Genomic DNA, 20,181 nt, shown 5'->3' with positions numbered 1-20,181 from the left:
AACAATAAAAAGAATTCTGTCTCTCCATTTGTCCAGACCATTATTTATTGGAAAAAGTGGAGGCTTTCTAAGCTCTAGCCTTTTTACACAAGAAAAGCCAAAGCCTGTTATTCTGACTTTGACTTTCTTGGTGGGCTTGCTGGTACATTCGTTACTTTTCGCCTTTAGGCATTTAGCTTGAGAATGATATTATTTATCGTCTTTTACTTCTTCAAACTCTGCATCTACGACATTGTCGTCTGTTTTTGCAGAGGCTTCAGGGCCTGCTCCCTGGCCTTGTTGTGCCTGGGCTTGCTTTGCAGCCTCTTCATACAGCTTTACTGAGAGATTTTGGACGATTTCAGAAAGTGCATCTTTCTTTGCACGCATTTCTTCAAGATCATTTTTCTCAATCGCTGCTTTCAGGGCATCTTTGGCTTCGTTTGCTTTTGCAACTTCAGCCGCATCTACTTTGCCTTCAAGATCCTTTAGAGTCTTTTCAGTCTGGAACACCAGCTGGTCAGCTTCATTGCGAAGGTCAGCTTCTTCTTTTGCTTTCTGGTCCGCTTCTGCGTTCAATTCAGCTTCTTTTACCATACGCTGAATTTCTTCATCGCTCAGGCCAGTTGAAGACTTGATTGTAATTTGCTGTTCTTTATTTGTGCCAAGGTCTTTCGCACGAACATTAACGATACCATTTTTGTCGATATCGAATGAAACTTCAATTTGCGGAATTCCGCGTGGTGCAGGCGGAATATCGGACAATTGGAAACGGCCCAAAGTTTTGTTGTGGGCTGCCATTGGCCGCTCGCCTTGAAGAACATGGATATCTACAGCTGTTTGATTATCCGCTGCAGTTGAGAAAATTTGTGATTTAGAAGTTGGGATTGTTGTATTGCGCTCTATCAACTTAGTCATGACGCCGCCCATTGTTTCAATACCAAGAGAAAGCGGAGTTACGTCAAGCAATACGATGTCCTTAACATCACCAGTGATGACGCCGCCCTGGATGGCAGCTCCCATCGCAACAACTTCATCAGGGTTAACGCCACGGCTCGGTTCCTTGCCAGTTGCACGCTTAATTGCTTCCTGTACCGCAGGGATACGAGTTGAACCCCCAACAAGGATAATTTTATCTACTTCAGAAGCAGATAGGCCAGCATCGCTTAACGCCTGGCGGAAAGGACCCATTGTACGTTCTACTAGGTGTGATGTAAGTTCATCAAATTTCGCCCTTGTCAATGTAATATCCATATGGAGCGGCCCTGCTGCTCCCGCAGTAATAAATGGAAGTGAAATTTGTGTTGAAGTAACACCCGAAAGGTCTTTTTTAGCCTTTTCAGCCGCATCCTTCAAGCGCTGCACTGCCATTTTATCCTGGGAAAGGTCAATGCCGTTTTCCTTTTTAAACTGATCAACCAAATAGTCAATGATAACTTGGTCGAAATCATCTCCGCCTAGACGGTTGTCACCGGCTGTTGCTTTTACCTCAAATACGCCGTCGCCAAGTTCAAGGATGGACACGTCAAACGTACCGCCACCAAGGTCATAGACCAGAATGGTCTGATCTTCTTCCAATTTATCCAAACCATATGCCAATGCTGCAGCAGTTGGCTCGTTGATGATACGTTCAACCTCAAGACCCGCAATGCGGCCTGCGTCTTTTGTCGCCTGGCGTTCCGCATCATTAAAATAAGCAGGAACTGTAATAACAGCCTTGGTAACTTTCTCACCAAGATAATCCTCAGCATATGATTTCAAATACTGAAGGACAATGGCGGAAACCTCCTGCGGAGTATATTTTTTGCCTTCAATTTCAACTGTATGGTTTGTTCCCATATGTCGTTTGATTGACATGATAGTGTTTGCATTTGTTACAGCCTGGCGCTTTGCTACTTCACCAATCTGGCGCTCGCCATTTTTGAATGCAACGACGGAAGGAGTCGTACGGTTGCCCTCAGGATTTGGGATAACCTTAGGCTCGCCGCCCTCTAGAACAGCAACACAGGAGTTGGTTGTTCCAAGGTCAATACCAATAATTTTGCTCATAACCTTTTCCTCCAATTCAATATGTAGATTTATTAACTCTACTGATTAACTTTTACCATTGATGGGCGGATGACCCTATCTTTAAGGACATACCCTTTCTGGAATTCTTCAACCACGGAATTAGGATCCATGGAATCGTCTTCCACTTGCATAACAGCCTGATGGAAATTCGGGTCAAATGGTTTACCCTTTGCCTCGATTATCTGCAAACCTTCTTTGTTCAAGGCTTCCATGAGGCCACGATATACCATTTCCATTCCCTGTTTAAAGGAATTTGCTTGTTCTCCCTCTAATTCCATCCCGAGCGCTCGCTCGAAATTATCTAAAGCCGGCAGTAAATCAGAAATTACGCTTTGCGCCCGATACTTTTCAGCAGCTTCAGCATCCAATCTCACACGACGGCGATAATTATCAAAATCAGCTTGCAGGCGTAAATAACGATTTTCAGCTTCTTCCAGCTTTTTCTCCAATTCAGAAATAGCACTTATAGTCTCGTCAGCAGGCTGCTGTTCATTTTCGTCAAAAATTTCTTCAATTTGCTGATCAGCATTTTCCTGTTCATTTGCCTGGTTATCATTCTTCATTTCTTCTGTCATCTTGCTCACCTCCCTTAAAAGTCAGGAATCTTTTATTTTTCAATCAGTCTTTAGTTTTTGCCAAGGAAAAGGGCGGAATAAGGCATTCCACCCTTACTAAATATCTCCACAGCTATTTCGTTTGATACAGCCTGGTCAAAACCGCAGACAAATCATGGCTCATGATTTTCAAAAGGCTGATCACCCTGGAATATTCCATTCGGGTTGGCCCAAGTATGGCGATACTGCCCAGCTTTTCGTCACCCATCGTGTAAGAGGCGGTTATCAAGCTGCAGTTTTCCATCGCGCTATTATCATTCTCCCTGCCAATCTTAATCGTGATGCCGGCTGGATTGTTTTTTATGAGTTCATATACGGGCCTTTCCTGTTCAATCATGGTCATTAAATCCCTGATTTTCGTAACATCGTTGAATTCAGGCTGGCTAAGGATATTTGTTTTTCCGGCAAAAAACAACTTTTCGCTAATCGGCATCGTGAACGTATCAGTAATCATATGAAGCATCCTGTCATAGTTCCTGATATGCTGGCTCAAGAGGACTGCTACTTCCTTATAAAGCTTATCCCGAAGATCAACAAGCGGTACACCGGTAAGTCTTTCATTCAAGATATTGACCATCTTTTCAAGATCGCTGGCATTCATGGAATCCGGCAGCTGGATCGTCTTGTTCTGGACATGGCCTGTATCCGTCACAATAATGGCAATCGCTGTTTCCGTATTCAGCGGGACTATCTCGATTTTCTTCAGCCTGTTTTCCTCGGCCGCAGGACCAAGCATAATCGAAGTATAGCTAGTCATTTCAGACAAAATCATTGCAGAGCGCTGAATGATTTTCTCGAATTCGAAAATCCTCTCCGCAAAAACTGATTTTATTTTAAATACATCCTGCTCATTGACCTTTTCTGGATACAGGAGATGATCCACATAATAACGGTATCCCTTTTCTGAAGGAACCCTTCCAGAAGATGTATGGGTTTTTTCAATAAAACCCAGTTCTTCCAAATCAGCCATTTCGTTCCGGATCGTCGCCGAACTTAACGAAATTCGTTCCTTTTTCGACAAACTTCGCGAGCCTACCGGCTGGGCAGAACGGATGAACTCATCCACGATGACTTGAAGTATTAGCAATTGGCGATCTGTCAGCAACATTCATCACCTCTGTTAGCACTCTTTAATATCGAGTGCTAATTCTACTAATAAAGTATCAAAACAGGTATGTCGTGTCAATGATTACGCCTTAAAAAAGGTCTTAATTAACCAACCAAAAATTCCTGAAACACTTCATTGCCAAGCATTCTTCCTTTGTTTGTAAGACGGATCCTGTCTCCATTCGCATCAATAAGGCCTTTTTTCGACAAGTCCTCCAGCTGTTTGGAAAAAATGCTGTCGAGCGGCATGCCGAATTTTTCCTTAAAACGAGCTTTATCCACTCCATCCACCTTCCTTAGGCCAAGGAACATTTCCTCTTCCATCGCTTCTTGCCTTGACACTTCACTTTCTTCAAAAATAGGAAGGTGTCCATCTTCTAAAGGAGACATGTATTTATTCAGCGGGCCAGCATTTGAACGGCGGTATCCCGCAAGATAGCTATGCGCCCCGGCACCAAATCCGTAATACGGTTCGTTGCTCCAGTATGTGAGATTGTGCTTGCTTTCATATCCTTCTTTTGCAAAGTTGCTTATTTCATATTGATGGCAGCCGTGACGTTCCATCTCTTCCATTAGAAGTTCAAACATGGCCGCTTCAATGTCCTCACCGGGCAGGGGGAGACGGCCTTTCCTCATCAGATTATAGAAGACTGTTTTCGGTTCGATAATGAGAGAATAACCTGAGAAATGCGGAAGGCCAAAAGAGAAAGCTTTTTCGAGCGTATCCTTGAAGTCTTCTAATGTTTGGCCCGGCAAGGCGTAAATCAAGTCAAGCGAAATATTCTCAAAACCAGCTTTCCTTGCGTTTGCAATCGTTGTAAAAACATCCTCTGCACGATGGCTTCTTCCTATCCTTTCAAGCAGTACATTATTAAAGGTTTGGACACCCAAGCTAAGGCGGTTAACTCCGTGATCTTTTAAAACCTTAAGCTTTTCGAGCGATAGATCGCCAGGGTTCCCTTCAAATGTATATTCAGTTTCTTCGTTTAGCGGAAGGTGATTGGCAATAATCCCACACAGCCTTTCAAGCTGCCTTTCGTCAAGAGATGTCGGGGTCCCGCCGCCAACAAAGACGCTGTCCATTTTTCCTGGCGGGTGCTGAGCTAGTGTGAGTTCAATTTCACGCTCCAGAAAATCAAGATATTTATCAACCGGCTGTCCTTTTAGAAAAACTTTATTAAAATCACAATAGTGGCAAATATGCTCACAAAAAGGGATATGAATATAGGCCGCACGGGGGCCGCCGTCAGGATTTATAATCATCTTTATTCACTTCCTAATCGAGAAAAGCGCAAGCGCCTTCGCTGGAGCTAGACAGTTCTCAAAAAATATACTTACTGTTACTACAAAAAAGAGGCAGGACTTGCCCTTTGCAAGGCTCGTCCAACCCCCTTGAATTATTTTTTCGGGCCATTGTCATCCATTTTCAGGACAGCCATAAAGGCCTCCTGTGGAACCTCGACAGAGCCGACTTGTTTCATCCGCTTTTTCCCTTCCTTCTGCTTCTCAAGGAGCTTCCGTTTACGGGAAATGTCTCCGCCATAACATTTTGCAAGAACGTTTTTGCGCATTGCTTTAATGGTGGATCGCGCGATAATCTTTTGACCCACTGCAGCTTGGATTGGTACCTCGAAGTGCTGTCTTGGAATTAAATCCTTAAGCTTTTCAACAATGACCTTCCCGCGCTCATAAGCAAAATCTTTATGGACGATAAAACTTAAGGCATCGACCTGTTCAGCATTCAGTAGGATGTCCATTTTGACAAGTTTCGAAGGCTTATAGCCGATCAGTTCATAATCAAAGGATGCATATCCTCTCGTATTCGATTTCAGCTGGTCGAAAAAGTCATAGACGATTTCAGCAAGAGGGATTTCATAAATAATGCTGACCCTGTTTTCAGACTGATACTGCATATCGATGAATATGCCGCGCTTATTCTGACAAAGCTCCATAATATCACCAACATAATCGTTCGGTGCCATCATTGTTGCCTTCACATACGGCTCCTCGACCCGATCAATTTTTTGAGGGTCGGGCATATCAGCAGGGTTATCAACCCTAATTTCTGTTCCATCTGTCATAACAACATGGTAAATAACACTAGGTGCCGTTGTAATCAAATCAATTTTGAATTCTCGCTCAATCCGCTCCTGGATAATCTCCATGTGAAGCAAACCAAGAAAACCACATCGGAAGCCGAAACCGAGTGCCTGAGATGTTTCTGGCTCAAATTGAAGGGCCGCATCGTTTAGCTCAAGCCTTTCCAATGCCTCACGCAAATCATTGAATTTGGCAGAATCAATAGGGTATAGCCCGCAATAAACCATAGGGTTCAATCTGCGGTAACCAGGAAGCGGTTCTGCAACTCCGCCTTTTGCATTAGTAATTGTATCACCTACCCTGGTATCTCCTACGTTTTTAATAGAAGCTGTCAGATAACCGACGTCCCCAACTGTCAGTTCGTCACGTGATGTTTCCTTCGGAGTGAAAACCCCTACATCGTTTACCTCGAATTCTTTGCCGGTTGCCATCATTTTAACCTTATCACCAGGTTTTACTGTTCCTTCGACAACACGGATATAGGCAATTACACCGCGATAAGCATCGTAAACTGAATCAAAAATCAACGCCTTCAATGGTCCTTCCGGATCCCCCTGCGGCGCAGGCACCTGCTTGACTACCTGCTCAAGGATATCCTCTATTCCAATGCCCGCCTTTGCCGAAGCAAGCACAGCCTCTGATGCATCAAGGCCAATGACATCTTCAATTTCCTGGCGAACCCGTTCCGGATCCGCGCTAGGCAGGTCAATTTTATTGATAACCGGCAGAATCTCGAGGTCATTATCAAGGGCAAGATAAACGTTTGCAAGCGTCTGAGCCTCGATCCCTTGTGCAGCATCAACAACTAAAATTGCTCCTTCGCAAGCCGCCAAACTCCGGGAGACTTCATACGTAAAGTCGACGTGTCCCGGGGTATCAATTAGATGGAATGTGTAATCTTCACCATCTCGTGCTTTATAGTTTAGCTGGACGGCATTCAATTTGATCGTAATACCTCTCTCACGCTCGAGATCCATCGAATCAAGGAGCTGTTCCTTCATTTCGCGTGAGGTCAGCGAATTCGTCTTCTCAAGTATGCGGTCCGCCAATGTTGATTTTCCATGGTCAATATGGGCAATGATCGAAAAGTTCCTGATTTTCGACTGCCTGTTTAATCTCTCTTCTCTATTCAATCGGGTTCACTCCTGTTATACGCACATGTAGACTATTTTTCATTATACCAATTGAAAAATCAAGATTCAATAATTACGGAAAACTGAAGAAAAATTAGAAGTTATTGGCGCAGGGGGATTTTCATATGTCTCTAATATATTTAATTACACTTGGGACTTGGGTAAAAACTGGCTCTCTCCCCTCCCAAACAAAGCGAACCGCCTTGTTCATAGGCTAAAAAAACAAAAATTACCAATAAAAAAGGCTGCCCCTATCATACCTTGGGACAACCTGTAAGATAAGATCAATCTGTAAAAGCTTCAACAACTGCCTTCGCAAGTCCGGATAGAATCGTGCCCAGCCCTTTTCCCAATGAAGAAAAAAGGTTATACCCCTCCGTCTTCTCCAATTGCGCCTTTTTCTCTTCGATGGTTTCGGAGACTTCTCCTCCCATAATGGCAACCTGAGTTTCTCCATTTTCTTTTTGAATGGAAACTGCCTGTTTGAAATCAGGGTCCTCGTAACCTTTCATACGGTCAATGCCTGTGTTCGCTGCCTGCATACCGATAAGTGCGGCGGCAAACATGAAACCAGCAAGAACCAGGCTTTTAACCATGAATAGCTTCATGTTCATCACCTCTCTATTGTTTATCGGCAGGCTGTTCTTTCGGATTTGACACGCTTTCCGCCTGCCAGAAGTAATCCGCGAATACATCTGCCAACGCATCAGCAGACCTGTTCAATTCTTCAAAAGTATTGTCGACACCGCCAAACTCAATCAGAATCGCATTGCCTGATAGGTCCTGATTGAACTTGCCGTTAGTATCAACACCCTTTTTCTCTATGACCCCACGGCTTAAGCCTTTATAATTTTTTTCCATTAGAGCATGAAGCTCTTCTGCAAGTTTTAAATTCTTCTTATAATTTGGATGCTCAGCTCCAATGACGAATGCAAGTTTTGCGTAACTTTTTCCATTGATTTTTTTCGTTGTCTTCTTTTTCCGGTGTGCGTCTCTATGGATATCAAAGAAATATTGAAGCTCCTTGTTGGTGGCCATTGCTTCTTTAACAACATTTCTTGATTCCACATAAGAGCTGCCGAAGCCAAGGCCTTTATTTACGAGAATATTATTTATATCCGTTTTATCAACAAACGTCCCTATTCCGCGAGCTTCAAGACTTTCCTTAAGCTGGTCTCCAATCTTTGTCACATTGATTTTTGAGTGGTAGGCCCGATCAGGATTCGTTTCTCCTTTTAAATAAGGCAGATAGGACTCCCGGTTATGCGAAAAATAGACGAATACGCCATCCTTCCACCTTGCCGCAGGAGCTCCCGGGCTTTTCTCAGGGTCCGGAATATCCTCCAGGTTCTGTAACGCGGCTTCCCGCTCTGCTTTCATAATTTCAATAGGCGGAGCAGATTCCATTGGCATATTGGTATAATTGGTACCCTCACCAGCAACAACGATTCTCCCATCAAAAGAGTAGAACCCAGGGAGTTCCCTTCCAAGCAAACTTCTCGGGTCATCGAGATTAATATTCGCTGAAAGCCCCAGGAACAGGCTAGTCAGCTTAGGGCTTGCATCACTTCCAGCTGCTCCGGCAAAATAGTGGTTCTCCCATCCCATAAATTGATAGAGAAGTTCCCCTTTGATTTCTTGATGAGAGCGGTTTACGGCGAGTGAAGAAAGCCTGGAACCTGTTTCAAAGGAAGCAAGCAATCCGCTGGCGGAAAAAGTACTTATTATCAAGAGAATCATTAATGCGCCTGCCTTTGCGACGCTAACACCTGAGACAATAAAGGCGTTGTTTTTTTTCATTGTTCCACCTCGTCCGGCATAGATTTACAACCAAACCCTAATTCGTCCGGGCCTGAATCCTAGTAAATCATATGATGATGCTAGAGTTGGTAGAACCTTTTCCTTTCATTAACGTGTATAAAAGCCTGCATTTTCCTGATCTACTTGGCTGTGTAACGCCGAGTTCATGCCGCTGGCAATCAGGTTGGCCATATCCTCTATAAAAACATCTACTTCCTTTGGTGTAACCATCAAATTATGGCCTAGCGGCGAAAGGACTTCATGTATTAATTGCCTCTTTTCCTCATCTTCTAGAGTGCCAACAATTCCAAGAAAGGTTTTGCGATGCTCTTCCTCAGGAAGATCTTCCTCAGTAAGTTTCCGGCGCTTTCCAAAAGTCATTCCGGCCGGAACAAGTGACCTTGATGGCTTGTCTCCCTCTTTCATTTCCTTCCCAAAATGCTTCAAAACAAAATCAATGGCGTCACTCGTTATCGAGACTGCATCCACGACAGTAGGAACTCCAATAGCGATTACAGGAATCCCTAAAGTCTCTTTGCTAAGCTCTTTCCGTTTATTGCCGACACCCGATCCTGGGTGAATCCCTGTATCAGAAATTTGGATGGTTGAATTAACTCTTTCAATTGACCTGGAAGCAAGGGCATCTATTGCAATAACAAAACCAGGCTTGGTTTTTTCAACAACCCCATGAATAATGTCACTAGTTTCAATTCCGGTCAGTCCCATTACCCCTGGAGCCAATGCACTTACAGCACGATACCCATCCTGGACACTTTCAGGCTGAAGCTCAAAGAGGTGGCGGGTTACGAGCAGGTTCTCACATACGATAGGGCCCAACGCATCAGGAGTTACGTTCCAGTTTCCAAGACCCACAACTAGACAGGAGTCGTCTTTGTTAATACCTGCATTCTCCAGAAAAGCGCTAAGTTCCCTGGCAAATAGCTTTTCGACTTTTTGCTGCAGTTCGGTATCCTGCTGTCTTATTCCCAATACTTCAATGGTGAGATAACTACCTGGCTTCTTGCCGATTTGCGCTTCTCCCTCTGGTGTGATTTCAACTAGCGAAACCTTCATGCCATCTATTTCCCTCTCCTTAATAATGACACCTTCGATTCGGGAAAGGTCTTCCTCTTGGCCAATCGTCCCTTCCCTTCCTGCAATTGCCATTTCCCTTGCTTCAACAGCAAGATCGGTCCTGACTGTATAGTTGCTAAGGTCAATTGATTCATTATTCATTAAAGGAGGCCTCCATTCAGCTAACTTTCTTTGCATACCTCATTATCTTTGCCTTATTTTTCCCAAATCATTCAAGCTGTCAAGGCGGGAGTTTTACACAATTTTTGTTTGAGTATTGCAATCCGGGCACCGTTTTGATAGAATATCTTTTGTTCCTTATAATTGTTTATGGAAGTGAAAGTCGAGTTCATAGATGTCTCGGTTTCTTGTTTAGGAGGTGAATGGAATGCCAAACATTAAATCTGCTATTAAGCGTGTAAAGGTAAACGAGAAAAACAATGCTCAAAATACCGCTGTGAAATCCGCAATGCGTACTGCTGTTAAAAAAGTTGAATCTGCTGTTACTGTAAACGACAGTGCTGCTGCAAAAGAAGTTTATGCTGACGCTGCTAGAAAGCTTGATAAAGCTGCTACAAAAGGCCTTATCCATAAAAATGCTGCAGCCCGCAAAAAAGCTCGCCTGGCTAAAAAAATCAACTCTCTATAAGAAAGGCAAGAGCGGCGCGTTGAGCTACTTGCTGTCGCTATCGCTTGAATATAAAAAGAGTTAACAGCCTGCATCCCCAAAAGGGAGCAGGCTGTTTTTTTATTGTGAATCCTTTTTACAGTGTACCCCCGCAAATCAATACGCAATTAGCTCCGCGGTTTATATCGCCGTACCCAACTTCATCAGGAATAGCTCAACAAGCAGTGATTTATCGGCACCACCCGTTTTCATTTGATAGTCAGCATCTGCAATCATCGCTATAATTTTGGCTAGTTCTTCATCCCCGAATCTTGATGCAAGTCCGGCAGCTATCTTGACCCGATATGGATGCACCTTAAGGGCAGAGGCTATCTGCTGCTGGCCGTATCCCTTTCTGCTGAGCTCTTTTATCTGATAAATCAGCCTGAATTGCCCAGCAAGAAGAGCGAGGATTTTAATAGGCTCCTCATTTTGCTTCAGGAGGTCATAGTAAATTCGGAGCGCCTCAGCTGAATTTCTTTGAACGACTTTATCCGTCAGACTAAATATATTTTGCTCGAGTGACTTTGGGATTAACATCTCAGCAGTCGCGGCATCAATTTTTCCTCCCTCTCCTGCATAAAGCGCAAGTTTGTCCAGCTCATTAGAAAGCATAGTCAGGTTGGATCCTGCGAGTGAGAGAATCGTTTCCACTGCCTCAGGCTTAAGAGTAATCCCGTTTTTGTCCGCCTTGTCTGAAATCCAGGCTTTCAGCTCAGGCTCACTCAGCTTCTTCATGTCTGCTACAGCAGCCAGCCGTTTGAGCTCCTTAGTAATTTTTTTTCGTTCGTCCAACTTTTCATATGGGGCCATAAAAACAAGAACGCTATATGGCGCGGGCTCCTTAATATACGCTTCAAGCCTGGAAAGGTTATGAGCTATTTTTTCCTTTTGCTTTTCCGAAGAGAGAAAATATGGATTGTGGGCAAAAACCACTTTTTTCTCACCAAGAAAAGGCAAGGTTTCTGCATCTTCAATAACTTCCTCTATTGGAGTTTCCTCAAGATCATAATTCGAGAAATTGAAATCCCGGTCATCCCCAAGGATATGTTCAAGTAAAAGCTGTCCAGTTTCTTTCATGAGAAAAGCTTCTGTCCCATACAAAAGGTAAACAGGCGAAAAATTCTTCTTTTTTATTTTTTTCCATAATTCAATTACCATTGAAATAATCTCTCCCTACTTACAAACAACCTATCTCTATCGTAAAGAAGCCCGTCCATTTTTACAAGCATTCAAAGGGAATCGGATATCCATTCCGATTCCCGTTTTATATGAACGCCGGCAAGGATAAGTCCCGGGCCTTAACCCGCCGGCGGAATGCCTTAGTGATTTTATTTTTGCCCCACGGCCGTAAACTATTTGTGTAAACTCCTGACAAAAGGTGAGGGCTGGATTTTTCAAAAAGGTTCGCTTATACTAAAATGGAAATAGGGAGGGGAAGCGTGTGAACGAATTCGAACAAAACGTCCAGGACAAACGGAACGATGCGATTGATTCAGGGGTAGGATTTATTGTGTCTTTTGGCTTTTTCGCAACCATGTTTTTAATTGCAACAGTGATCAAACTTATCGGATCTTAAATCTTAGTCCGGGGCCGCCCACGCGGCCTTTTTTTATTACTAATAAAACTTTGCATCTGTAGATACCATTCCTATCAAGTGTATCTTGCTTACGCTTTTGTTTATTCCTGATTGGATAGTGCATTGTATGGCAGATGAGTAGAAAAGGTTCCTTTTCCTCCATAAAAAGTATAAGTTATCGCGCCATGCAAATCGGTCCGAAAAATAATAGTGTCCAACTCCTTAAAGCGCTGGATAGTTTCTGTGTGGGGATGGCCGAATCTATTGCCGGCTCCAGCTGAAATTAGGATTATTTTTGGGCGATAAAGCGTTAGGAAATCTTCAGTTGACGACGTTTTACTGCCATGGTGGCCCGCTTTCAATACATCAATCCCAAGACCTGGATAATTGGCCATAATACTCTTTTCCCCTTGTTCTTCCAGATCCCCGCTAAAAAACCAACTCTTCCCTCCCAGCTTAGTAAAAAGGGAAATGGAATTGTCATTTCTTTCTTTATTATTGCCCTTCTCGGGAGAAAGGATATGGAAACTAGCCCCTCCGGCATACCATTTATCTCCTTTCGTGACCTCAGTTACCTTTATCTGTTTTTCCGCTGCCAGGGCAAGGATATCATGCTCCGATTTTGATTTCTCTTCAACATGCGGCATCACAATTTCCTTAACTTGCACCTCTTCGAGTATCGCTATTGCGCCGCCAATATGGTCCTGGTCTCCATGGGTCAAAATTAGCTTATCCAATTTTCCGATGCCCCTTGCCAGCAGAAAAGGAATGACAATATCCTGGCCCGGGTCAAACGAACTAACGCGCTCCTGCCATGGCTTTTTTTCAAAAACGATGCTCCCTCCTGCATCAATTAAATAATTTCCTTCACCGCCTGGAAGGGAGATTAAAATGCTGTCTCCCTGCCCGACATCGATTATAGTGATTTCGCCTGTTTTGGAAAAATTAGTGTTAGCATAACTGTGTACTGCCAAAATCAAAAATGGCACGGAAAGAATTAGAAGGCTTTTTTTCCACAATTGAATCTTTTCCCATAATTTAAAAACGGTTAGTACACCTATTGTATATAAAGCAAGAAGGAATATCGGGATTTTTCCTGGATAAAGCTGAATAGGCACCTTCGACAAGGCCAAGGCAAGGTTATCAGAAAAAATGATAATCGTATTAACAGCCCCGCCAATCCAGGCAGGTACACTTCCAAATAGTGCAATAAGGATATAAAAGCTATACACAACAGGGCTAAAGATAAAGCTGTAAAGGGGAATAAACACCAAATTGGCGAGAATGCTGATGAGAGGAACTGTATAGAAGTGGGTAAGCAGGATTGGCAAAGCGGCCAATTGAGAAATAACGGTTCCAGTAATCATAAAGGTTAGGCCTGTTAGTTCTTTTTCCTTGAAAGCCTGATAGGAAAAAACTAGCACAAATGTCACTGCATATGATAGCTGAAAACCCGCATTAAATAAAATATAAGGGCTTGTGAAAAGAAATATCAGAAAAGATAGGGCAAGAGCATCTACAATTCCAAACCCAATTCGATTTGAACCTAGAGGTATCGTGAGCATGATAGAAGCCATAATCACTGATCGGATAACAGATGGGCTCCCCCCGGCAAGTACAGCATAAACCGGCAAAAGGAGTATCAATAGGACGGCCATTTTTTCTCTGGCTACCCCGAGGCGTATCCCTGCATAAAGTACCAGTCCCGATAATAGACTTACCTGCATGCCGGATATTGCCAGCAAATGGCTGATGCCAAGCTTCGTATAAGCCCCTTCCAGGTTTTCGGGAATCTTTGATTGTTCGCCAAATATCAGAGCTGACACAAGTCTGGCTGTTTCTTTAGGAAGGCGCTCAGAAAGATGTTTTGTTTCAGTTTCCCTGACTCTCCCTATCATTTCGTAAAAAGTCAGCTTCCTTATCCTTGCATCTTCAAGCGGCATCGTATCCGAGTCAAATATCCAGTGAACCTGTTGTCTCCGTAAATAGCTTCGATAATCAAATCCGCCTGGATTCCGGGCTTCAGGCGGGATTTTTAACTCGCCGCCGAGAATTGACGAAACACCAAAGAAAGATGCTGAAAGGAGTTTTTCTTTTTCTGCTTCTGAGCGAATCCTATAGGTAACCAGAAGTTCTTCCCCTGATTCCAAATCCACCGCAAATGCTTTAAAGGAATCCCCATCAATTAACGCTCCTGAGCGGAAATCGAGTTGCAGGCTTCGTTCTCCCTTTCCTAGAATAGTCTGATTAGCAGACTCGGTATGCTTTGTTACAGCGAAAAATAGAGTAAATACAATCAAGGTTAAAATCACTTCATTCCTCTTTAGCTTATTCATTCCTTTTAAAATAAGAATTTGAGCACTGAAGAGTGTAAGCATGGGTAATGGGGAAGGCGCAGTTGCTGCAAGGACACCAAGAATTGAGGAAGGAACGAAGAAAATCGCCTTTGTTTTCATACAGCCTCCTAGATGGACAGGTATCCTTTAACAAACGGGATACCTGCCTAGGATTTACTTTACTGCTGGGGAATTGATTTTCCCGAGATCAAGGATTGGTTCAGTTAATGGTACTTTTTCAAGCTTCACACCGGCTTGTTCAAAAAGCTCAATTGCATAAGGATGATTTTTATAGTCCACGGCGTAATAAACGGTCTTGATGCCCGCTTGAATAATTGCTTTTGAACATTGCAGACAAGGAAAATGGGTGACATATATTTCCGCATCGCCTGTTGTTACACCGAACTTAGCGCATTGGAGCAGGGCATTCATCTCTGCATGAATGGTTCTGACACAGTGGTTATCAATAACATAACAGCCATGATCGCTGCAATGATCCCCGCCTGCGATTGAACCATTATATCCTCCTGCTATAATCCGCTTATCCCTTACAATTGTTGCACCTACCATCAGGCGGGTACAGGTGCTTCTCAGTGCGAGCAAATGGCTTTGGGCCATGAAATATTGATCCCATGAAATTCTCTCCACATTTCTCTCCCCCTGGCATAATTATATTTGTCCTTATTAGTTTACAGGTCTTATTTGAACTTGGTCAATGCACAGTAATTGCTCCTTCAAGTTTCTCGAACGTTTTATCACCAATCCCGCTGATCTCCTTCAGCTCTTCTGGTTTTTTAAACGGTCCGTTCTTTTCCCGATATTCTATAATCGCCGCCGCCTTTGAGGGTCCAATTCCAGGTATCTCCTGCAGTTCAGTTTCATTGGCCCGGTTTATATTTATTTTTCCATCTCCGGATGTAACGCTAGTACCAGAAGCAGTACCTCCCGCCTCTTCCCCTTTAGCAGGAACGTATACAATCATTTCATCCTGGAGTTTTTGGGCAAAATTGACCCCGGAAGTATCAGCACTTTCGGATAAGCCGCCTGCTAGTTCGATAATGTCAATAACACGCTCATCCGGGCTTGCGTGATAGACTCCTGGTTTTTTCACAGCTCCTTTTACATCTATAAGGATTGTGGTTGTATCGGGGACAGAGGGAGTTTCCTGCAAGCCCTCCTCTGATACGGCTGTGCTAGCAGCAATAATATCGGTTGGAGCGGTATCACGATTCGAATAATATAAAAACCCGAGGGCCACAGCAAGAGCTGCAGCTATATAATATTTATGATCAATCAGCCACTCTTTCATGACAGCACTTCCTTTAGGTATAATTTGCTAGTCTTATTCATATTGTGTTAGTGGTATTCGTTTGGCTAGGGAGGGATGAATATGAGAATTGGAATAATCGGAATAGGAAACATGGGGAAAATACTTGCAGAATCGTTTATTGGCAGCGGAATTGTTGAGGAGGAATCCGTAATTGCCTTTAATAGAACAAAATCTAAGGCGTTAAATCTTCAAAAGGATTTTCCTGGTATCTTTGTTGCGGATTCGGCGGCTGAGGCCGCCCGTTTATCAGATATCGTTTTTATTTGTGTAAAACCGTTGGATATCGCAAATCTGCTTAAAGATATCACCTCCTGTCTTTCAAAAGAAAAATGTCTCGTTTCAATAACAAGCCCAATTACAACCGGCCAGTTGGAGTCCCTTGTAGGCTGTTCGGTTATCAGGGCAATTCCAAGCATAACTAACCGTGCAAATGCCGGCGTTTCGCTGCTAACCTTCGGCGAAAAATGTGACCCAAAATGGAAGCTGATTGTGGAATCACTCATGGGAAAAATATCATCGCCGATAAAAATTGACCAGCCGTTAGTAAGAGTTGCGTCAGATATCGTTAGTTGCGGACCTGCTTTTATCAGTTTCATTCTTCAGGAATTTATAGAAGCAGCTGTAAAGGAAACAAATATTAGTAAGGAAATGGCTACAGATATGGCGAGTGGGATGATTATCGGCATGGGTGAACTGTTGAGGCAGGGACATTATACCCTTCCTGCACTACAGGAAAAGGTTTGTGTAAAAGGCGGGATCACCGGTGAAGGAATTAAAGTTCTAGAGGGCGGTGCTCTGGAGGATTTATTCAGGAATCTGTATAGGGCAACTCATGCAAAGTTCAATGAGGATCTTGAAAAAACTGAGAAACAATATTCAATACATTAGTAATTCGACACGAACATGTATAATCCTTTTTATTCAGCAAAAAAACAGCCATTCTCCTTAAAGGGAATGGCTACTCTTATTTAAGGGTTTTCTGGCAATGAAAAAAATTCGTTCCGAGTCTGCGGAAGGGGCGGCCAAATCAAAATCCGCTCCAATCTGCAGAACTTCAAAGCCTGCATTCTGGAGCCACGCTGTATACGCTTCTACTGGAAATGTCCTCTGATAGTGAATCTCGTCAAATCGATCATATTTTCCAGACTGTTCATCAAGGATGAAAAAACTGATTTCATGTTCCACACTGTTAGGGTGTTCGCCTTCGAAACTATCCCAGATATAAGCTACTTCATCCCCATTCAAGGAAAACGAGTGGTTGATAAATCCCTCGGCAACCTTATGGACAGAATGAACGTCAAAGACGAGTAATCCACCAGGAACAAGATGGTTAGCGACCCTTTCGAATGTTTCCGTAACCTCATTTTCAGAACAAAGATAATTTAAGGAATCACAAAATATGCCACACATCCCATACTGTCCGGGAAGTTCAAGTTCTGCCATATTCTGTTCATAAAAAGGGATGTTCATCCCTGCCTCCTCTGCTTTGGAACGGGCGACAGACAGCATTTCCGAGGAGAGATCAACGCCAGTAACAGAAAAGCCCTCGGAAGCAAACCTTATTGAAAGCTGCCCTGTTCCAGATCCCAAGTCAAGTAGGGACTTATCATCTTTTAATCCATAAAGCCTCCAGGCGGATAGAGCAAACTCCACCCAACTGGAATATGGGGCTTCTTCCATTAATGCATCATAATAATAGGCAAAACGTCCGTAACTCATGGATTGATAACGCTCGAAATATTTTCAAGCGGCGCGTCTCCCCAAAGGCGTTCGAGATTGTAATAAGTACGTTCATCACGATGGAACACATGAGCCACAACATCTCCCAAATCGATTAATACCCATCTGGCTTCATCGTAGCCTTCCATCCTTCTGACATCATAGCCATTTTCCCCAGCTTTGTCCCTGATTTCAGTAGCAATCGCCTGTACTTGCTTATCAGAATTACCATGGCAGATAATAAAATAATCAGCAATAAGGGAAATACCTTTCATATTTAAGGCCAATATATCTTCGGCCCTTTTGTCATCTGCGGCTTTAACCGCTACTTGTAAAAGATCTGCTTTGCTCATGCATCAATCCTCCTGTTTTCTATGAGGTCATTATATGTTAAAAAAGTTTCTGGATAAACCGTCTGGTTCCTATTCATTAAAAACATGATTGTATTCTTCACAGCCTGGGTAAGTGCCAAATCAAGGCTTTCTTCCGCCAGTTTACGGGTCTCTTCCACTCCTGGAAAATTCCTGCCTGGTTCAATATAGTCTGCCAAATAAATAATCTTTTCAAGCAAAGACATGCCAGGTCTGCCGGAAGTATGGTACCGTATGGCTCCCAATATTTCTTCATCCTGGATACCGGCTTCTTTTTGAGCAAGAAACGCACCGACTGGCGCATGCCACAATTCTGGGTTAAAGCTTAGCAAATCCTCGGGGTAACCATTTTGAAGGATAATTTGTTTCATTTCTTCCTTCGGGCGAAACTTTGCAATATCATGAAAAATAGCTGCAAGCTCCGCTTTTTTGCAATCAGCATTATTTTTTTCTGCAAGAGAAATCGCTGTTTCCATAACCCCGATTGTATGAAGATAACGATGTTCAGTTAAAAATGGCCTGACAAACGCCAGAGCTTGTTCACGTTCCATATAAACGGTTCTCCCTAATGTGCCGGATCACTTCCTCCGGTACCAAATATTTCACAGTTTCCCCGTTACGCAGCCTGTTTCTAACCAGGCTTGAGGATATATTGATTTCAGGAATGTCAACTGTCATAATTGGAAAATCGGTTGCCATGCTATAACCCGGCCTCTCTACACCGATAAAGGTAACCATTTTCATCAAGTCATCAATTCGATGCCATTTTGGAAGGTATTCGACCATATCGGCACCGATGATAAAATAAAATTGCTCCTCATTGTATTGACTTTTCAAGATTTCCATTGTGTCAACAGTATAGGAAGGTCCTGGCCTTTCAAGCTCACATGTTTCAACCTTAAACAATCTATTCCCCGTTATGGCCAGTTCAAGCATAGCCAGCCTGTCGCTATTCTCCGCGCCTGCTGACTTTTTTTTATGGGGCGGCTCCTGATTTGGCATAAACCATACTTCATCAAGTCCTGCCGAAATGCATACTTCGTTTGCAATAATCAAGTGGCCAATATGAGGGGGGTTGAATGTTCCTCCGAGAATACCGATTTTTTTCATTGGCCCTCCTCCTTATTATGCACGTTATGGAAGTTGTATTTGCTTATTTTCCACTGATTCTTTATAAAGTACGATGGTATGGCCGATTACCTGTACAAGCTCTGCTCTAGTTCCGTTTACAAGTTTTTCAGCAACTACATCCTTATCTTCATCACAATTCTGCAGGATGCTTACCTTAAGTAGTTCCCTTGCTTCCAATGCGTCGGCTATTTGAGCAACCATGTTTTCATTGACACCGCCTTTACCCACCTGAAAGATTGGGTTAAGATGATGAGCTTTTGACCGCAGGAATCGTTTTTGTTTACCTGTTAACATTTAGTTTCCACCTCCCAGCTGATCCATAACCAGCCGTTTCATTCTTTCAGTATCCGGCCTAATGCCGGTCCATAATTCAAATGCAAGTGCGCCTTGATGGATGAACATTCCAATCCCATTGATTGTCGTCGCCCCTTTTTTCCTTGCCATTTCAAGGAATTTGGTTTCAGATGGATTGTAAATGATATCCGCCACAACCTTTTGGGAATCAAGATTCAATAAATCCAATGGCATTTCCTCAGGTTTAGGAAACATGCCTGAAGGCGTCGTCTGAATGACAACGCCGTAATCATTAATGGCCCGCTCGGCTTCTTTGAGACTTAATGCAGATGAAGGGATTTTTGCCGCGATTTCTCCAGCCAATACCTTAGCATTGTCCATGCTCCGATTACATATATCGATTCGCTTTGGGTTGGTTTTCCCAATGGCAAAACTAATGGCCCTTGCTCCTCCACCCGCGCCAATCACGAGAATGTCTGCTCCCTCGGTAGAAACCCCTGCTTCTTCAAGGCTTCTCAAAAATCCAGGTCCGTCAGTATTATATCCTTTCAGCCTGCCATCTTCATTGATTACAGTATTGACTGCGCCAATTTCTCCTGCTAAAGGGTCTACGGCATCCAATAACGGAATGATGTCAGATTTAAACGGCACAGTAACATTGAACCCCGAAATGCCAAGGGCTCTAATGCCTTCCACCGCTTGATGAAGTTTCCCCTTCTCGACAAGAAATGGCTGGTAATAAGCATCAATATGATTGGAATGGAATAGATCATTTTGCATCAGCGGTGATTTGGATTGTGCTATTGGATTTCCAATGAGACCGTAAAGCTTCAAAATAACTCCCCCAATATACTTACATACATCTCAAGCTATTTGC

Annotated in this window: 20 protein-coding genes and 1 pseudogene; 3 read left to right on the top strand and 18 right to left on the bottom strand. The window is 43.3% G+C overall.

Annotated features, from left to right (window positions below; translation table 11 throughout):
• Positions 1-189 precede the first annotated feature (189 nt).
• The 8 genes from dnaK to gpr form a co-directional block, all read right to left on the bottom strand.
• Entirely contained in the window at positions 190-2,028 is a 1,839-nt protein-coding gene (gene dnaK / locus AM500_RS08910; RefSeq protein WP_053598897.1) for a molecular chaperone DnaK, read from the bottom strand.
• Between the two features lie 38 nt (positions 2,029-2,066).
• Positions 2,067-2,624 (bottom strand): nucleotide exchange factor GrpE, encoded by a 558-nt coding sequence (gene grpE / locus AM500_RS08905; RefSeq protein WP_053598896.1) that lies wholly within the window; start codon positions 2,622-2,624, stop codon positions 2,067-2,069.
• A gap of 112 nt (positions 2,625-2,736) precedes the next feature.
• The gene (hrcA, locus tag AM500_RS08900) at positions 2,737-3,768 is read right to left on the bottom strand and encodes a heat-inducible transcriptional repressor HrcA (protein WP_053601668.1); all 1,032 of its coding nucleotides are present in this window, start codon (positions 3,766-3,768) and stop codon (positions 2,737-2,739) included.
• A 107-nt stretch (positions 3,769-3,875) separates the two neighbouring features.
• Positions 3,876-5,033, bottom strand: coding sequence for a radical SAM family heme chaperone HemW (hemW, locus tag AM500_RS08895; protein WP_053598895.1), 1,158 nt, complete (start codon positions 5,031-5,033; stop codon positions 3,876-3,878).
• Positions 5,034-5,167: 134 nt separating this feature from the next.
• Positions 5,168-7,003: a translation elongation factor 4 gene (gene lepA / locus AM500_RS08890; protein WP_053598894.1), complete on the bottom strand. Its 1,836-nt coding sequence runs from the start codon at positions 7,001-7,003 to the stop codon at positions 5,168-5,170.
• A gap of 284 nt (positions 7,004-7,287) precedes the next feature.
• On the bottom strand, positions 7,288-7,611 hold the full coding sequence (locus AM500_RS08885; RefSeq protein ID WP_053598893.1) for a DUF3679 domain-containing protein: 324 nt from the start codon (positions 7,609-7,611) through the stop codon (positions 7,288-7,290).
• A gap of 13 nt (positions 7,612-7,624) precedes the next feature.
• Entirely contained in the window at positions 7,625-8,803 is a 1,179-nt protein-coding gene (spoIIP, locus tag AM500_RS08880) for a stage II sporulation protein P (protein ID WP_053598892.1), read from the bottom strand.
• Positions 8,804-8,911: 108 nt separating this feature from the next.
• A complete protein-coding gene (gene gpr / locus AM500_RS08875) occupies positions 8,912-10,039 on the bottom strand; it encodes a GPR endopeptidase (protein ID WP_053598891.1) in 1,128 nt (375 codons plus the stop codon).
• Positions 10,040-10,265: 226 nt separating this feature from the next.
• Between gpr and rpsT the strand changes: the two genes are divergently transcribed.
• Complete coding sequence (gene rpsT, locus AM500_RS08870) at positions 10,266-10,526, top strand: 30S ribosomal protein S20 (RefSeq protein ID WP_053598890.1); 261 nt, start codon at positions 10,266-10,268, stop codon at positions 10,524-10,526.
• A 159-nt stretch (positions 10,527-10,685) separates the two neighbouring features.
• Here the strand turns inward: rpsT and holA are convergent, their stop codons facing one another.
• Entirely contained in the window at positions 10,686-11,705 is a 1,020-nt protein-coding gene (holA, locus tag AM500_RS08865; RefSeq protein ID WP_053598889.1) for a DNA polymerase III subunit delta, read from the bottom strand.
• 283 nt (positions 11,706-11,988) lie between these two features.
• Here holA and AM500_RS24935 point away from each other — a divergent pair, with 283 nt between their 5' ends.
• The gene (locus tag AM500_RS24935; protein ID WP_043933940.1) at positions 11,989-12,123 is read left to right on the top strand and encodes a YqzM family protein; all 135 of its coding nucleotides are present in this window, start codon (positions 11,989-11,991) and stop codon (positions 12,121-12,123) included.
• 101 nt (positions 12,124-12,224) lie between these two features.
• Here the strand turns inward: AM500_RS24935 and AM500_RS08860 are convergent, their stop codons facing one another.
• The 3 genes and pseudogenes from AM500_RS08860 to AM500_RS08850 all read right to left on the bottom strand — a co-directional run bounded on the left by AM500_RS08860 (position 12,225) and on the right by AM500_RS08850 (position 15,768).
• Positions 12,225-14,579, bottom strand: coding sequence for a DNA internalization-related competence protein ComEC/Rec2 (locus AM500_RS08860; protein WP_053598888.1), 2,355 nt, complete (start codon positions 14,577-14,579; stop codon positions 12,225-12,227).
• An 84-nt stretch (positions 14,580-14,663) separates the two neighbouring features.
• Positions 14,664-15,107 (bottom strand): annotated as a pseudogene (locus AM500_RS08855) (ComE operon protein 2); the annotation flags it as partial.
• 64 nt (positions 15,108-15,171) lie between these two features.
• Complete coding sequence (locus AM500_RS08850) at positions 15,172-15,768, bottom strand: helix-hairpin-helix domain-containing protein (RefSeq protein WP_053598886.1); 597 nt, start codon at positions 15,766-15,768, stop codon at positions 15,172-15,174.
• A gap of 81 nt (positions 15,769-15,849) precedes the next feature.
• Here AM500_RS08850 and comER point away from each other — a divergent pair, with 81 nt between their 5' ends.
• A complete protein-coding gene (gene comER, locus AM500_RS08845; protein ID WP_053598885.1) occupies positions 15,850-16,677 on the top strand; it encodes a late competence protein ComER in 828 nt (275 codons plus the stop codon).
• A gap of 57 nt (positions 16,678-16,734) precedes the next feature.
• On the opposite strand, the gene AM500_RS08840 is transcribed toward comER, so the two are convergent.
• From AM500_RS08840 to aroE, 6 genes are read right to left on the bottom strand one after another with little or no spacing between them, the layout of a single operon-like run.
• Positions 16,735-17,508, bottom strand: coding sequence for a class I SAM-dependent DNA methyltransferase (locus AM500_RS08840; protein ID WP_053598884.1), 774 nt, complete (start codon positions 17,506-17,508; stop codon positions 16,735-16,737).
• Entirely contained in the window at positions 17,505-17,861 is a 357-nt protein-coding gene (gene rsfS / locus AM500_RS08835; protein ID WP_053598883.1) for a ribosome silencing factor, read from the bottom strand. Before rsfS ends, AM500_RS08840 begins: the two co-directional genes overlap by 4 nt.
• The gene (gene yqeK / locus AM500_RS08830; RefSeq protein ID WP_053598882.1) at positions 17,858-18,430 is read right to left on the bottom strand and encodes a bis(5'-nucleosyl)-tetraphosphatase (symmetrical) YqeK; all 573 of its coding nucleotides are present in this window, start codon (positions 18,428-18,430) and stop codon (positions 17,858-17,860) included. The genes rsfS and yqeK overlap by 4 nt, the downstream gene beginning before the upstream one ends.
• Entirely contained in the window at positions 18,420-18,989 is a 570-nt protein-coding gene (locus tag AM500_RS08825; RefSeq protein ID WP_053598881.1) for a nicotinate-nucleotide adenylyltransferase, read from the bottom strand. The genes yqeK and AM500_RS08825 overlap by 11 nt, the downstream gene beginning before the upstream one ends.
• 24 nt (positions 18,990-19,013) lie before the next feature.
• The gene (gene yhbY, locus AM500_RS08820) at positions 19,014-19,304 is read right to left on the bottom strand and encodes a ribosome assembly RNA-binding protein YhbY (protein WP_053598880.1); all 291 of its coding nucleotides are present in this window, start codon (positions 19,302-19,304) and stop codon (positions 19,014-19,016) included.
• Complete coding sequence (gene aroE / locus AM500_RS08815) at positions 19,305-20,141, bottom strand: shikimate dehydrogenase (protein WP_053598879.1); 837 nt, start codon at positions 20,139-20,141, stop codon at positions 19,305-19,307.
• Positions 20,142-20,181 lie beyond the last annotated feature (40 nt).

Source organism: Bacillus sp. FJAT-18017 (assembly GCF_001278805.1).
Lineage (GTDB): Bacteria > Bacillota > Bacilli > Bacillales > Cytobacillaceae > Bacillus_D.
This window is presented reverse-complemented; position numbering and strand designations above follow the sequence as displayed.